Genomic DNA, 14,571 nt, shown 5'->3' with positions numbered 1-14,571 from the left:
GCGGGATATTTCAAACGTCGCCGCCGAACAGTCTTCATGGCCATGCAGATCGACTTTGCCGGCGCTTCCCGCGCCCGCAGCGCCGCCGCATGATTGGACAGCAATGTCGCGACCACGCCTGATCGGGGGCGGTCGCTCACAGGCCAGCGGTCGGTCAGCCCGAGATCGACCAGCACGGGCAGCAGCCGATCCCATGTGCCCTTCTCACCCCAACGGCGAAAGCGGACATAGACCGAATTCCACTTCCCATAACGGCCATCCATCTCGCGCCAGCCACATCCCCGCCTGAGCACATGAAGCATGCCGTTCAGGATGCGCCGCTGGTCCGCCGCGCCTTTGGGGCAAGGATGCCCCCGCGCCATGATGACACACGCGACGGCATCCCATTCTTCATCGCTCAGATCGTCATTTGGGCAAGGCAAAGACGACATAGGCCGATCCCTGAGGGCCCTTCACATCACGCTGGCCGCTGGTGGCGATCGCGACATATTGGCGCCCATCGACCATATAGGTGATGGGCGTCGCCGTTCCGGCGAAAGGCAGCTCTCCTTCCCACAGCAAGGCCCCGCTGCGGCTGTCGAAGGCGCGGAACTTGCGGTCGAAGATGGTCGCGCCGATGAAGAGCAGCCCGCTGCCGGTCACCACCGGGCCACCGTAATTCTCCGAACCCGTATGGCGCATGCCCGCGGCCACCAGCGCGGGATATTCCCCCAGCGGCACTTTCCAGAGATACTGCCCGGTGTTGAGATCCACCGCGTTGAGCGTGCCCCATGGCGGCACGACCGCCGGATAGCCATCGACATCACGGAATTTGTTGTAGCCCGTCATCATATAGGCGGGCCGTTTGGTGGGCGTACCGGTGGACATCACCTCGCGCGAGGCAGCGGGCGGGGTGCTTTTGCCGGTCTGGAGAAATTCGATCAGCGCCGTGCGATCAGCCGCCGTCAGTTGCGGGAAACCGGGCATGCGCCCCTTCCCGCCAGCGATGGTTGCGGCAATGACGTCAGGCGTCAGGCGGCTGCCGACATCGGTCAGGCTGGGAATATCAGGCGGCGAGCCCTGCCGGGCCGGACCATGGCAGACAGCGCATTGATCCTGATAGATCGTCGCCCCCTTGCCCGCATCGCCCGGGGGAGCGCTCTTGGCCATCTGCGTGTACCAAGGGACATCATTGGCGTTGACGAAAAGGATGCCGCGCGCCGGATCCACCGCCGAACCACCCCATTCGGCGCCGCCATCGAAGCCGGGGAAGACCACCGTGGGCCGGTCAGTGCCGATGGGCGTGAACTGCCCGCCGCTGCGCATGCCACGAAATTGCGCCAGAGCAGCATCATGGGCCTGCGGCGTGCGGCGGGTGATGAGATCCTCGGTCAACTCCTGCCGGGCAAAGGGCGCGGGGAGCAAGGGAAAGGGCTGCGTGGGTGAAGAGCGCTCGCCCGGCACGTCGCTGCCCGGCACGGGGCGCTCCTCGATGGGGAAGACCGGCTTGCCGGTGGCGCGATCGAAGACGAAGATAAAGCCCTGCTTCGTGGTCTGCGCCACGACGTCGATCCTCCTTCCGTCGCGGTTGATCGTGAGCAGCACCGGGGGCGAGGGAAAATCACGGTCCCACAGATCGTGATGCACCGCCTGAAAATGCCAGACCCTCTTGCCGGTCCGCGCATCGAGCGCGATCAGGCTGTTGGCATAGAGATTGTTGCCAAGCCGGTCCGCGCCGTAGAAATCGGGCACGGCCGAGCCGGTCGGCACGAAGACCAGACCGCGTTTCTCATCGGCCACCATGCCGGCCCAGTTGTTGGCCGCACCGGCGGTCTTCCAGGCGCCGGCGGGCCAGCTTTCCGCACCGGCCTCGCCATCATGGGGGATGGTGTTGAAGCGCCAGACCAGCCGGCCGGTCTTCACATCATAAGCGCGGATCGTGCCGGGAGCGGCAGGCGGCGTCTCCCCGGTGCGGAAGCCGACGATCAACAGCCCTTTGCACAGCACCGGAGGCGTGGTGGAAAAGACCGCATAGTCGTGGCCGTCGCCCCCCAGATCCTTGCTCAGATCGATCCGGCCATTCTCGCCGAAGGTGGGAATGGGTTTTCCGGTGGCCGGATCGAGCGCGTAAAGCGAACTGACATTGGACGCGATCAGCCGTTCCTGCGTGCCCTCCTGCCAATGCACCAACCCTCTGACGGGCTGACCGCTACCGCTGCCCGGGCTGAAGCGCCAGAGCAGCTTGCCCGTCACCGCATCCAGCGCGATGGCATCCTGGTTCGAAGTGTAGGCAAACAGGCGGTGGCCGATCACCAGCGGCGTCGTCTGCAGACCGCCCGGTCCGGTGTCGAAGCGCCATGCCTCGCGCAGCTGCGCGACATTGGCGCGGTCGATCTGGGTCAGCGGGGAGAAATGCTGCCCTTCCGCATTGCCACCATAAGCCGCCCAACCGGCATCCTCTCCGGCCTTGAGCATGCTCGCCGCAAGGGTGGAGCCCAGCGTGGACAAAGCCAGCGCGCCGATCAACACGGTCTTGCGCCTCACCGGGCATCTCCCTGCTGGATGGACATGGCGTTCAAGGCTGGCTCTCCCCTTTGTGAAATTGTATTCTTGACGTTGATGTCCGGGGCCTGATCTCGACCCCGGACGGGATCAGAAAGCGACCGTACCGCGCACCCCGAAATAGCGGAAGCTGTCCCGCGCATAACGCACGCTCAGCACCGTGCCGCTGCCGGTGGGATAGGTGAAGCGGTTCGAATTGTCGTTGACGGTGGTGTAGAAGGTCTTGTCGAAGAGGTTGTTGGCAAAAGCCTCCAGCGTCCATTTGCGTTCGGCGCTGTCGGGAGCGGCCAGACCGAGGCGCAGATTGAACACGCTGTAACCGCCTTGCGTGGTCAGCGGATTGCCCAGCATGTCGTAATGCACCTGGCTCTGATAGCGCCATTGCAGCGAGGAGGTGAGATCGACCTTGCCGGAGAGCGGGCGGCGATAGTTGAGATTGCCGTTCAGCTTCCAGCGCGGCGCATTGGGCAGGCTCAGCCCCGCCAGATTGGCCTGCGCGCCATTGACGCAGCCCTGAGCCAAAGTCTGGTTGAGGTAACAGCCCGCGCCGGGGTAATCACGGATCACGGATTCGGTGTAGGCGCCCGCCAGCCCCGCCGAAAGGGCGGATGTCACCTTGAGCGTGGCCTGCGCCTCGACACCGCGCGTGCGCACCGCGCCGATGGCCAGCAGACGGATGACCGGGGCCTGCGTCGGGTCGCTCGAGTCGATCGATTGCACCTGATAATTGCTGTAATCGGCCCAGAAGCCGGTCAGATTGAGCATCAGGCGGCGGTCAAGAAAGCGCCCCTTCACGCCGATCTCGTAATTGCTGACCTTCTCGCTGGCCAGCGGCTTGAGCGTGCCCACCGCCGCCGCCGCATTGTTCTCCACGTCATAGGCCTGCCCGGTCTCGGTGCGCGAATAGGTGGCATAGACCGAGACATCGCGGTTGAATTCATGCCTCAGGCTGATTTCCCCCGAACCGAAATCATAGGGCGAGCCGCCCTGCGAATGAGCCGTGACGGCATCGGTGGCGACATTGCGGAAATCCCACGCATAGCCCTGCCTGTCATGCTGATAACGCAGGCCCGCGGTGATGAAATCGGCGGAGGTCAGCTGATAGGTGGCGCGGCCGAACAGGGCGATGCTCTGCTGATGCGACCAGCGCAGCCAGTTCACCGGGAAGACCTGACGGCGGATATAGGGCTCATACAGATCGGCATTGGTGTAGAACACACCCAGCGTGTAGTTCAGCCGCCCCGATGATGGCGAGACCAGGCGCACTTCCTGCGTGGTGTATTTGGTCTGCACATCGGTATAGGCGTAATAATTGGCCGGTGCGCTCGGATAGCCGAAGAACACGTCGGCACGCGGCTGGGCGCTGTAACTGTAGGAGGTCAGCGAGGTGAGCGAGCCCAGCTTGCCCACATCGAGATCGATCCGCAGCGAGCCCCCCACATCCTTGTTCGAAAAGGTCGCGGTCTGGTTCGAGGTGTAGGTGCGATTGTTGCCGGAGATCCCATAGCCATAGGAGGACAGCGGCGTCTTGTTGGCATCGAGCGTGACATAGGATGCGCCTGAAGAGGCATAGATCATCGGCCCACCCGCAAGCAGCGGAGGCTGCGTGCCGTCAGTGGAGATATAGTACCCCGTCAACGTAAGCTTGAGCGCATTGGTTGCCTGCCACAGCAGTTTCGCGCGGGCACCTTCGGTCTTATAGCCGCCGAAATGCCCGGGAATAAGGCTGTTGGTGTAGGGGCCCGACCAATGGTTGAGCACGCCGGAGACATTGAACGCCACCGTATCGCTGATCGGCAGGTTGAGATTGGCGGTGACGCGGGTCTGGCGATCGCTGGTCTGCTCGACGCTGACATCGGCGGAACGCGTGAATTTGGGCGCGCGCGTCACGATGTTGATCAGGCCTGCCGCCGAATTGCGGCCCGACAGGGTCGATTGCGGACCGGCGAAGACCTCGACCCGCTCGACATCGGCCAGATCGTTGGCCAGCGTCGAATAGGTGGGCAGCGGCACGTCATCGACGACGATGCCGGTCTGCGCCTGAACACCAACCGAGTTGGCGACCGAAACGATGCCGCGCACGCCCGGCGGGCGCGAATTCTGAGTCTGATCCGAACCGGTCAGCGTGGGCGAGATATTCTGCAGATCGACCAGCTTGGTGACACCGGCAGAGGCGATTTCCTTACCGCTGAGCACCTCGATCAGCTTGGGAACCTTCTGGACATTCTCGCTGCGTTTCTGCGCGGTGACCACGATATCACCCGTATCCGGCGCCGAGGCTACCGGGGCTGCAGGGGCCGCCGCGCTCTGTGCCGATGCCGGGCTGGCCAGCGCCAGCGAGGCCAATGCGGTGCAGCCGAGCAACGTGGCCATACGCAACGTTCGGCGATCTTGCAGCCATGGCGCCGTATAAACTGCCTTCATTAAACTCCCTCCCCGTTTCAAAATTATCTCGAATGCCGATTTTCCGGCCAGACGAATGACTTTTCGCCACGATGCCTATCGTGGGCGGCATGTTGTAATTGATTACATTCAAAGCCATCGGCACACCTGATCGCGCCGACCCCCGACATGTGATAATTGTCGCCACCTCTCCATAGTGCGGTATAGCTAGAATCTTTGTTGTAAGGCGATCATCTGCCTGATTCGCGCCATGAAGTAAAGCATTACAATATGGCTGTACCACGCCACCTCAGGGATAGACGAAGCCTCTCGCGCCTGCCATCACACATTCAGCGCGACCTTCCGATCAAAATAGGAATTATATTTATCTGAAATAACAAGAATATTATCCTTCACCACCCACTGGGGACCTGAAGCAATTGATCGCGCCATACGCCATGAACGAACCTCAAACACACCTCTGATTTGAAATGGATTACATATTCATCGGATCACGCTCATACCGCAAACATCCGCACTTCCGCTTTCCGCCGTCGTGACGCGGCACTGCCCTTGCGCAAGCTGCTCGCGCGTCACACAATGCAGTTCATGACCACCATCAAAGACGTTGCCGCCCGCGCCGGCGTTTCCACGGCAACCGTATCGCGCATCCTGGCAAATCAGAACGCCTCCAATCCCGTGATGCGGATGAAGGTCATGGCGGCTGTCAACGAGCTGGGCTACGCGCCGAATTTTGCCGCCAAAAGCTTGAGAACGCTCAAAAGCTGCAAGATCATCGTCACGGTTCCCGATATTTCCAATCCATATTTCAGCATGGTCCTGCGCGGCATTCAGGATGCGGCGCAGCCAGCCGGCTATTCGGTCCTGCTCGGCGACACCCGCATGGACCCCGCGATTGAGGAGGCTTACGCCTCGATGTTGCTGCGCCGCGAAGCCGATGGCCTGATTTTCCTGGGCCACAAGGCGCCGCCCACCCTGTATCGGATGGCCGAGGACATGGGTGGACGCGCGCCCATCATCAACGGTGGGGAATTTGATTGCCCGCTCGATATCTCCAGCGTCCATATCGACAATGCCCAGGCCACATCGGACATGATCGAGCATCTTTATGAGCTTGGCCATCGCGACATCGCGGCCATCGGCGGCCCGTCGACCAGCCCCACGGCGCGGGAACGCATGAGCGGGATCAGGCGCGCCGCCCATCGGCTGAGAATCTCCGAAACCCTGTCGATGATCCATACCGACTTCTCCATCGAAGCCGGTGAGCGAGCAGCCCGAGACCTGCTCGCTCAGGCCCCCGCAACCACAGCCATCTGCTGTTCCAGCGATGAACAGGCGTTTGGCGCCCTTTCCGCCCTGCGGCATCATGGCTTGCGATGCCCCGAGGACATATCGGTGACCGGCTTTGACGATACGCGCTACGCCAGCGTCAGCAATCCGCCGCTCACCACCATCCATCAACCCATGGTTGAAATGGGCCGTCAGATGGTGACCTTGTTGCTGGGGATTCTGAACGGCACGATCTCTGAAGCGCAGTCCGTTTCTCTGCATCACAACATCGTGGCACGCTCAAGCACCCAACCGCCGCGCCAGCCGGTCGCATAGGCGGCAACCGGCCTGGCGCGATCATGGCGCGTGCCCGAAGCGGCCATTAGGCTCTGGCCATGGCGCCATGGAAGGCCTAGAAGGCAAGCGACAAAGTTTTGATATCACAGGTCTGCTGACACGTCGGAGGCAGGCGCAACGCCGCTTCGGCCTGCATTCACCGCCAGAGGACATGCCATGACACTGCCCGCTCATGAGATCTATCAGAACGCCAATGATCCCCTGCAGTTTCGCGTGGTGGTGGCCGAGGCCGACATCCATGAGGACGCCGAACTCAATGCCGCCTACGCCAAGCTCTACGAGACCTTCATTGATGAGGTGACGGACAACATGCTGCCGGTCACGCATCTTGTCGGCCATATCGACGAGCTGGCCGGACTGGTGAGCGATCACCTCGCTCATGCCTTCCAGAACGATCCCAAGTTCAAACTGATCACAGATGAGGCCGCATGGCCCGAAAGCATCTGGGATCTCGACGTTGCCGAGGATGGCGACGAGTTCTGGGTTTTCGACATTGCACTGCCCGACAATGCCCAGGGGAAGAAGGCAGCCACGGACTTCAAGGCAGCCCATCAGGTCGAAACAACCGGATGGTGATCATCAGAGCCTGACCGCCGGGCGGCCTGCGCTACAGCAGATAGCGCTGAAAGCACATCATCCCGGCGCCAAAAGCCGCGGTGTCATCGCGTGACAGGGACGCGGTGATCCGCGGGAAAGGGCGGTCCTTGGTCCGCACCGGCACCGTGTAACAAGCCACGCGGTCCGCCAGCCGCCGCGCCAGCGCGGGCGGGATGCGTCCCCCAATCACCACCTCCTGCGGATCGAGGAGGGCAGCGGCGGCGGAAAACACGGCATTGGTGACCGGCGTCACCGTATCAAGCCAGCGATCGAGTGTCGGCCAGCTCTCGTCGAACTGATCGAGCATGGCGGCAATGGTCGGGACGATCAAGCCGTCCTCTTCCAGCATGCGCCGCAACAGTTCCAGCGTGGGACGCAGGGGACGGGTTTCGGGCGGCAGCATGCCGGTGAATTCACCCGCATTGCCATGCGCGCCGCGCATCAACCGCCCGTCCACCACCATGCCGCCGCCCAGCCCGCGATCCACATAGAGGCAGGCCATGCTGGAAGGCGCCTCCGCGCCACGCTGGTCATGCTCGCCGATGGCGGCAGCATTGCCGTCGTTCTCGATCACCACCGGCACGCCCATCCGGGTGCGCATCAGGCTTTCCAGCCGGTCTATGGCCCAGTCTTCCATGCCCAGCGGGGCGTTGATCTGCTCCTGCCCTTCAAGGAAAAAGCCCGAGAGCGCGATCCCCATGCCGCACAGGCGCGGCGCGGCGCCATGCGCGTCCAGCAGGCCGGTGGCCAGATCGACGATCCGACGCTCGACCGCCTCGCGCGCGGGATCGGCAAGAGACTCGCGCAGCTGCGCGCGCACCGCGCCGGAGAGGTGGCTCAGCGTCACCACCAGGCTGTCGGGCCGCACCGCCACGCCGATGGCGAAGGCGGCATCGGGAGCCAGCACCAGCGGCAGGCTGGGTTGGCCCATGCGGCCCATCATCACCTTTTCCTCCGCCGCGATCAGGCCATCGTTCAGCAGCGCTTCGGCGATGCGGCTGATCGAGGGAATGGTCAGCCCGCAGCGTCGCGCCAGCTCCGCACGGGAGATCGGCGCATGCCGGCGGATCAGGCCCAGCACCATGCGCTCATTGGCGGAAAGGGCGCGAAAGGGTTCGGCAGGAAGCGGAGAAGGACGCAGCGGCATGGATGGGTGGAAGCTCGATGGTTGGTTGGGCATTGCCGGTTTAGTCAGGCTTGGCGGGTTCTGGCAATGAGGATGGAGAGCGCCACCAGCGCAAGCGCCCCCGCCATCATCTGGCCCAGCGTCGCGATGGGAGCGTCGATCTGCAGCATGGCGCAGCCCAGCCCGATGCTGAGCGCCTGCCCAAGCTTGGCGCTGGCCGAAAACGTGCTGATCCGCCCGATGGCCTGATGCGGCAGGCAATCGAGCGCGGCCATCCACAGCAGCAGCGTCACCCCGCCCGCCGCCAGGCCATAGGACAGGCCAGCAGCCAGCGCCCATCCCAGCCCATAGGCGCCGGTGAGCAGCATCAGCCCCGCGCAGGCCAGACAGGAAGCGATCACACTGCCGCGCGTCCAGCGCCGATGGCGGCCCAGCGCCAGCAAGCGCCAGAGCGGCTGGCTGCCCACCATGCCCACCGCGCCCGCAGTAAGAAAGGTGGCGGCGGCATGGCGGTCCAGCGCTCTGGCGGCAAAGAAGGGTTCCAGTTGCTGGAACAGCGTCATGCCCAGCGAGGCCAGCGCCATGGCCAGCGTGAGCGGGCCGAGGCGCGGTCTTTCTTCCGCTGACGCCGGGATTGCGGGAGGAGCGGCCGATGGCGTCACGCCCTGCGCCAGCCGCAAACGCAACAAGGCGGCGGCGATGCTCGCCATCACGCCGATCACCAGCGCCATGGCCAGAAAATTCAGCGCCTGATCCTGACGCAGACGATGCATCAACAGGGGGACAAAAGCCGCGCTCAGCGCGATCCGCGCGAGGCCGCCCGATATGTTCCGCCACATGCCATAGGCTGCTCTTTCGCATTTGCTGGTGGCGATCAGGGCGGGCAGAGCGTTTTGCGTGATGTCCAGCCCGGCATAGGTCAGGCGGAAGAGGATCAGCCCCGCGATCATCGCCAGCGCCAGCCCCTCGGGCCGCACAAGGCCCAGTATGGCGAAACCCAGCAGCGCGGCCCCGGTGGCGAGGCAGGCCAAAAACTGCGTCCGGGCGGCCATGGCCGCATCGGTGATCCGCGCGCCCAGCCAGCGGCCGCCGGTATAATCCGCCACCGCCGCGATCAGGATCGACAGGCCAATGCCCAGCCCCGCCCAGCCTGCCGCCACCCCGCCCACGGTGATGACCATCCATGTGAAATAGAGGTCGCTGACGGTCCAGAACAACGTCTTGCCCGCATGGGCGAGCGCATAGACCATTAGTGTCGAGGCCGGGAACAGGCGCAGCGGCATCGACAAAGGTGGCAGCAGGGGCCGCATCCTTATTGATCGTCCGTCCACGGCCTGTCCTTCCTGCTAGAGGCTGTCGCCTGCTGTGTGAAGGTGACAGAATGATGACTCCGGGGCGCTACTCCAGATAGAATTGCCGCTTGAAGGCGAACATATCCGCCAGCAGGCAATATTCCGGCGGCCCCAGCGTGATGACGGGCGCGCGGGCGATGATCTGCTGCTTCCATTGCGCCAGATCCGCGCGCCAGGCGGCATCCTCGGCGCTGGTCAGCGCCGCGAACTGATAGGCCAGCGTGATGTGGAAACCATAGGTATCATGGCCCGCATCCTCAATGCCCAGCACAGCGGCCAGACGATTGCGCAGGCGTCTGAGCTTGCGTTCTTCGGCCTCATCGAAGGGCAGCAGGCGCATGGTCAGCGGGCCTTCCTTGGCGGAAGGGGCCTCAGGGTTCACCCGCATGCGGTAGGGGCCAGCCTCTGCGCCCAGACGGAAGGCGCGCAGCCTTTCGCCCAGAATGCGGTCACACTCGGCCATGGGCATATCCAGAGGCAGGTCGGCGGGCCAGAGGGGGTGGCGGCGCTCCTTGTCATTGGCGCCGCCGATGATCGTCATGTGATAGCTGGAGGGGGGCAGCACCGCCACCTTGCGCGCCCAGCTCCGCGCGGGCAGGGCGCGATAGATGTCGAGCAAGGCGTCGAAAGGCGCGCTGTCCGGCCCTTGCTGTGGCAGGTGGCAGATGATGGTGTTGCCCGCGAAAGGCATCACCTGCCCGTCGGCGAAAAACTTCCGGCCAACATCGGGGGGCGTGCCCTGTTCCGGCAATGTGGCGCGCGCCACGGTGCTTAGCCCCGCGAGCAGCGCCGATCCTGCGGCGAGAAAGCTGCGGCGCCCGGTGATGGAGTCTTTCACAGCTTCACCTTGGCGCCGAAGAGGATTTGCGTCGGCAGCTTGAGGGCCGATTGCAGCAGCTCCTGATTGGTGCCGTAGCGATAGCTCATGCCCTGCGCCGTCAGGTTCTGCGCATCGAAGCTGACGGTGAAGCGGCGCGTCACATCGTAGGAGAGCTGCAGATCCAGATTGTTGGTCGGCTGCTGGATGCGGTTGGCGTAGAAACCGCTGGGCGTGAGGTTGGGATAGCGGTCGTCCCAGAGGCGGCCCAGATGGTTCCACGCCAGTCGGCCATGCACGCGGCCCTTGTCGTAATAAATCGAGGCGTTGATGATGCGCCCGGGTTGCTCGGCCAGATTGTTCATCACCCGCACCGAACCGTCGCTCAGCGTGATGGGCACATGGGCGCGCGAGAAGGTGGCATTGGCGCTGACCCCGAAGCCGTCGAAGGGCGCGGGCAGGAAGCTGAGATCATGCGAGGCGCTCACCTCCAGCCCATAGGCGCGGGTCAGGCCGGTGGCGTTGCGGGCCTGCGTCACCAGCACGGGTGTCGAAACGCCCGCGATGGTCTGATAGGCGCCATAGGAATAGATCTCATTGTTGATCCATTTGTAGAAACCAGAGACGGCGAAAAGCCCCTTGCCGTGGTCGAAATAGAACTCTTGCGCAATGTCCAGATTGCGGGCGCGGCGGGGCGCCAGATCCGGGTTCCCGGTGCTGAGCGTGGGCGTGGACGAGGTGGTGTTCAGCACGCCGCCATGCAGCGCCGCCGCGCTATAGGCCGGGCGGGCGACGCTCATGCTGGCGCCGAGGCGCAGCTTGCTGTTTTCGGTGGTGTTGAGGATGACATTCACCGAGGGCAGCGCATCGAAATAGCTCTTGCCGGCGCCGACGGGCGCGTAGACGCCATTGGTTGCCTGCGTGCTGCTTGAGGCGAAGCGGGTCTGCTCAAGGCGCACGCCGCCCACCACCAGCAGGCGGTCGCTGCGCCACTGGCCCTGCAGGTAACCGGCCCAGATGTCCTCCGTGACCTTATAGGTGCCGCCCGCATTCGACGCCGTGTTGACCGTGGCCGTGGCGCTTCCGGCATATTGGGCGAACAGGCTGTCGGCAGCCGGGCCGCTGATCATCGGGATCGGCGTATCGCACTGATAGCCGCAGATGCCCGTGCCATTGGTCACGCCGGCCAGCGTGTAGCCAAGGTTCGACCATGTCGTGCCGTTATAGCCCACGCCCTGCTGCGTGCCACTGAAGCGAGCCCCCGCCTTGATGCCGAAACCGCGATCCCTGGCCTCGACATTGCGGGCGACGTTGGCCTGTACATCATAGCGGTTGGAGGAGAGCGAATAGGTCTCCATCGTGCGCGAGGTGGTCTTGTAGAGGCTGGCATTCACCGCATTGGCGGCGTTCACCGCCGTGAAGGTGGGGGCGATGCCGCTGGTGTCATAGTTGAAGGCCATGTTGCTCTGGGCGAAGGAATCCGCGATCTGCGGATTGTTCACCGAACTGTGCGACCAACTGGCGCCGAGATCCGCCTTCCAGCCGCCGCCCAGTTCCATATCGCCGCGCCCATAGAGCCCATAGACCTGCCGCTTCCACAGATAGCGGCCCAGTTGCTCGGTTTGGGTGACATTGCTCAGCGTGCCGCTGGTGGCCGTCTGGTTGCTGTCCGTGGCGGTGGCGGCGACGGCGGCATTGGTGGTGTAGCGCGCGGAATTCTCTCGCTGGTTGAAATAGTAGGAGGCGATGTAGGCCTTGGCGCTCTCGCCATGCCAGTCGAGCCGGCCCTGAAAGCCGAAGCGCTCGCGCTTGTTGCGATAGTTGTAATAGATGCGGTTGGCGGGCACGGCATAGCCGTTGCCGCCATAGGGTGTGGTGACGGTGCCTGCGGCGGTGTACCAGTTGCGCGTGCTGCCGGTTTCCTCCTGCGCCACATTGATGTCGCGCCGCCAATAGGTGCCCGACAGGTAGAGGCCGAACTGCTGGTCGCTGCCGAAACGGGCTGCGCCCGCGACCTCGGCCTGACCGCCAAAGTGATTGCCGCCATTGGCCTTGCTGTCCAGCGCCTCGCCGCCTTTCACCGAGAGCGACAGGGTGGGTTTGGCGAAATCGAAGGCGCTGGGGGTGACGAAATTGACCAGACCGCCAATGAAATTGCCCTCGGTTTCGGGTGTGGCCGATTTGATCACGTCGATGTGCGAAGCGAGGTTGGCGGGCAGCACCTCCATCGAGAGCTGGCGGCCATTGGTGGTGGTCATGCCCATGTTGATGTCGGTGGCGGCCAAGCTGAAGCCATCGACCAGCAGATCATTATAGCCCTGATTGAAACCGCGCACGATCACGAAGCGCGGCTCGCCCTGATAGGTCAGCGTGTTGACGCCGGTGACGCGGCGCAGCGCATCGCCCGCATTGAAATCGGGCAGCTGACCGATCTCGCTGGCCGAAACGGTGTCGATGATCTGGGTGGCGGCGCGCTTGATCTGCGTCGCTTTTGCCATCGAGGCCCGGGTGCCTGTGACGACGATATCGCTCTGGGCGGTCGCGGTCTGGGGTTCAGACGTCCGGGCTTGGGCGGCCAAGGGCACCAGCGACAGGGCGGATGCGGACAAAAGGGCGGTACGGAAACAAAGCATGAGGGAGCCTCCCGGCGGATCTAACTAACGCATGTTTAGTTAGTAACCTTTGCACTTTTATGGCAGCGCCCGCATGGGAGGATAAGATAGGGTGTTCCGGTCGGCATGCCTTCCGCACATTCATGAAAAACGTCAGGCGCTGGTTATGCGCCTCCTTTACCGATGGCGCAGCATCAGCCAGAGAATCCCCGCGCCCAGCCAATCGAGCCCGGCCAGCGCCGCAAAGAGCGGATCGTAACCGAAGCGGTCAGCGCTTTGGCCGATGAGCGCCGTGAACAGAAAGCCCCCGATCCACGCCGAAGAGCCAGCCAGCCCCGCCACGCGCCCCACCGCATGGCCGGGATAGACATCGGCCGCCAGCGTCAGCAGTGCGCCTGACAGCATCTGATGGGCAAAGCCGCCGATGCAGAACAGCGCAATCGCCATCTGCGCGCTATGCACCAGCCCGATGCTCGCGGGCCCCACCATCAACAGCGCGCCCAGCGTGACCACCACCTTGCGCGAGTTGATGACGGACAATCCCAGCCCGCCGATCAGCCAGGCCGCGACATAGCCGCCCAGCACCGATCCCAGATCCGCCGCAACGAAAGGAAGCCAGGCCCACATCGCCACATGCACAAGATCGAGATGCCAGACCGAGGTGAGATAGAGCGGGATGAAGAAGTTGAAGGTCTGCCACGCCGGTTCAGCCAGAAAGCGCGGCAAGGCGATGCTCCAGAACCGGCGTTCCGCAACGATGCCGCGCCATGTCATGGCATCGGCCCGGTCGGCCTGCGCGTGCGCCTGCGCGCCCTCGGGCTTGCGATACAGCGCAAACCACGCCGCGGCCCAGACGATGCTCATGGCTCCGGTGATCAGAAAGGACGAGCGCCACCCCCAGGTCAGGATGCAAAAGGCGACCAGCGGCGGCGCCAGCATATTGCCGATCGAGGTGCCCATATTGAACCAGCCGGTGGCGACCGACCGCTCACGCGGGGGGAACCATTCGGCCACCACTTTGAGGCCGCCTGGCATGGCCGACGCTTCAGCCCCGCCCAACAACCCACGAAACAACGCCAGACTCGGCCAACCCGTGGCCAGCGCATGGGCCATATTGGCCAGCCCCCAGCAGGCGGCGAAGAGGCCGATGCCGATCTTGCTGCCCAGCACATCCAGCACCAGCCCGGCCAGTGGCTGGGCCACCGTATAGGCCGCCTGAAAGGCCATGACGACATAGCTGTACTGCTCGGTGCTCATGGCGAACACTTGCTTGAGCGTAGGCGCCACGGTCGAAAGCGTGGACCGGGCCAGATAGTTCAGCACCGTCCCCAGCGACACCAGAGCGATGATCCACCATCGGGCGTGGCGCGATGAAAAAACCGACATGCGGCGCCCTCTCTCCATGATGTTGTCCTTATGGGGCTCGCTTGAGCCATTTTTGGTTAGGCCAATCTTTCGCCTATTCCGCCGCCTCTCCCGGTCGGCGTGCAAGGGGCG

General features: G+C 63.7%; 9 protein-coding genes and 1 pseudogene. 2 read left to right on the top strand and 8 right to left on the bottom strand.

What is annotated here, in order from left to right; translation table 11 throughout:
* Nucleotides 1–143 precede the first annotated feature (143 nt).
* The 3 genes and pseudogenes from SR3_RS32885 to SR3_RS06825 all read right to left on the bottom strand — a co-directional run.
* Nucleotides 144–431 (bottom strand): annotated as a pseudogene (locus tag SR3_RS32885) (transposase); the annotation flags it as partial.
* Nucleotides 406–2,523 carry an outer membrane protein assembly factor BamB family protein gene (locus tag SR3_RS06830; RefSeq protein ID WP_068082754.1) on the bottom strand — a complete coding sequence of 706 codons (2,118 nt, stop codon included), beginning with the start codon at nt 2,521–2,523 and terminating at the stop codon, nt 406–408. The pseudogene SR3_RS32885 and the gene SR3_RS06830, both read right to left, overlap by 26 nt.
* A gap of 108 nt (nt 2,524–2,631) precedes the next feature.
* Nucleotides 2,632–4,914, bottom strand: coding sequence for a TonB-dependent receptor (locus tag SR3_RS06825; protein WP_068082751.1), 2,283 nt, complete (start codon nt 4,912–4,914; stop codon nt 2,632–2,634).
* A gap of 618 nt (nt 4,915–5,532) precedes the next feature.
* Here SR3_RS06825 and SR3_RS06820 point away from each other — a divergent pair.
* Both SR3_RS06820 and SR3_RS06815 read left to right on the top strand, forming a co-directional pair.
* Entirely contained in the window at nt 5,533–6,549 is a 1,017-nt protein-coding gene (locus SR3_RS06820; RefSeq protein WP_068082869.1) for a LacI family DNA-binding transcriptional regulator, read from the top strand.
* A gap of 177 nt (nt 6,550–6,726) precedes the next feature.
* Nucleotides 6,727–7,146, top strand: coding sequence for a hypothetical protein (locus tag SR3_RS06815; protein ID WP_068082748.1), 420 nt, complete (start codon nt 6,727–6,729; stop codon nt 7,144–7,146).
* Between the two features lie 31 nt (nt 7,147–7,177).
* Here SR3_RS06815 and SR3_RS31135 read toward each other — a convergent pair whose 3' ends face one another.
* The 5 genes from SR3_RS31135 to SR3_RS06790 form a co-directional block, all read right to left on the bottom strand.
* Nucleotides 7,178–8,347 carry an ROK family transcriptional regulator gene (locus SR3_RS31135; RefSeq protein WP_169805571.1) on the bottom strand — a complete coding sequence of 390 codons (1,170 nt, stop codon included), beginning with the start codon at nt 8,345–8,347 and terminating at the stop codon, nt 7,178–7,180.
* 11 nt (nt 8,348–8,358) lie between these two features.
* Nucleotides 8,359–9,603 (bottom strand): MFS transporter, encoded by a 1,245-nt coding sequence (locus tag SR3_RS06805; protein ID WP_157098682.1) that lies wholly within the window; start codon nt 9,601–9,603, stop codon nt 8,359–8,361.
* A gap of 88 nt (nt 9,604–9,691) precedes the next feature.
* Nucleotides 9,692–10,483, bottom strand: a complete 792-nt coding sequence (locus SR3_RS06800) for a DUF1868 domain-containing protein (protein ID WP_157098681.1) — start codon at nt 10,481–10,483, stop codon at nt 9,692–9,694.
* Entirely contained in the window at nt 10,480–13,095 is a 2,616-nt protein-coding gene (locus tag SR3_RS06795) for a TonB-dependent receptor (protein WP_084455085.1), read from the bottom strand. The genes SR3_RS06800 and SR3_RS06795 overlap by 4 nt, the downstream gene beginning before the upstream one ends.
* A 156-nt stretch (nt 13,096–13,251) precedes the next feature.
* A complete protein-coding gene (locus tag SR3_RS06790; protein ID WP_068082738.1) occupies nt 13,252–14,460 on the bottom strand; it encodes an MFS transporter in 1,209 nt (402 codons plus the stop codon).
* Nucleotides 14,461–14,571: the final 111 nt, after the last annotated feature.

Origin of the sequence: Novosphingobium rosa NBRC 15208 (genome assembly GCF_001598555.1) — a bacterium.
GTDB lineage: Bacteria > Pseudomonadota > Alphaproteobacteria > Sphingomonadales > Sphingomonadaceae > Novosphingobium > Novosphingobium rosa.
The sequence above is the reverse complement of the archived record's forward strand: the minus strand, read 5'-3'. Positions and strand labels throughout refer to the sequence as shown.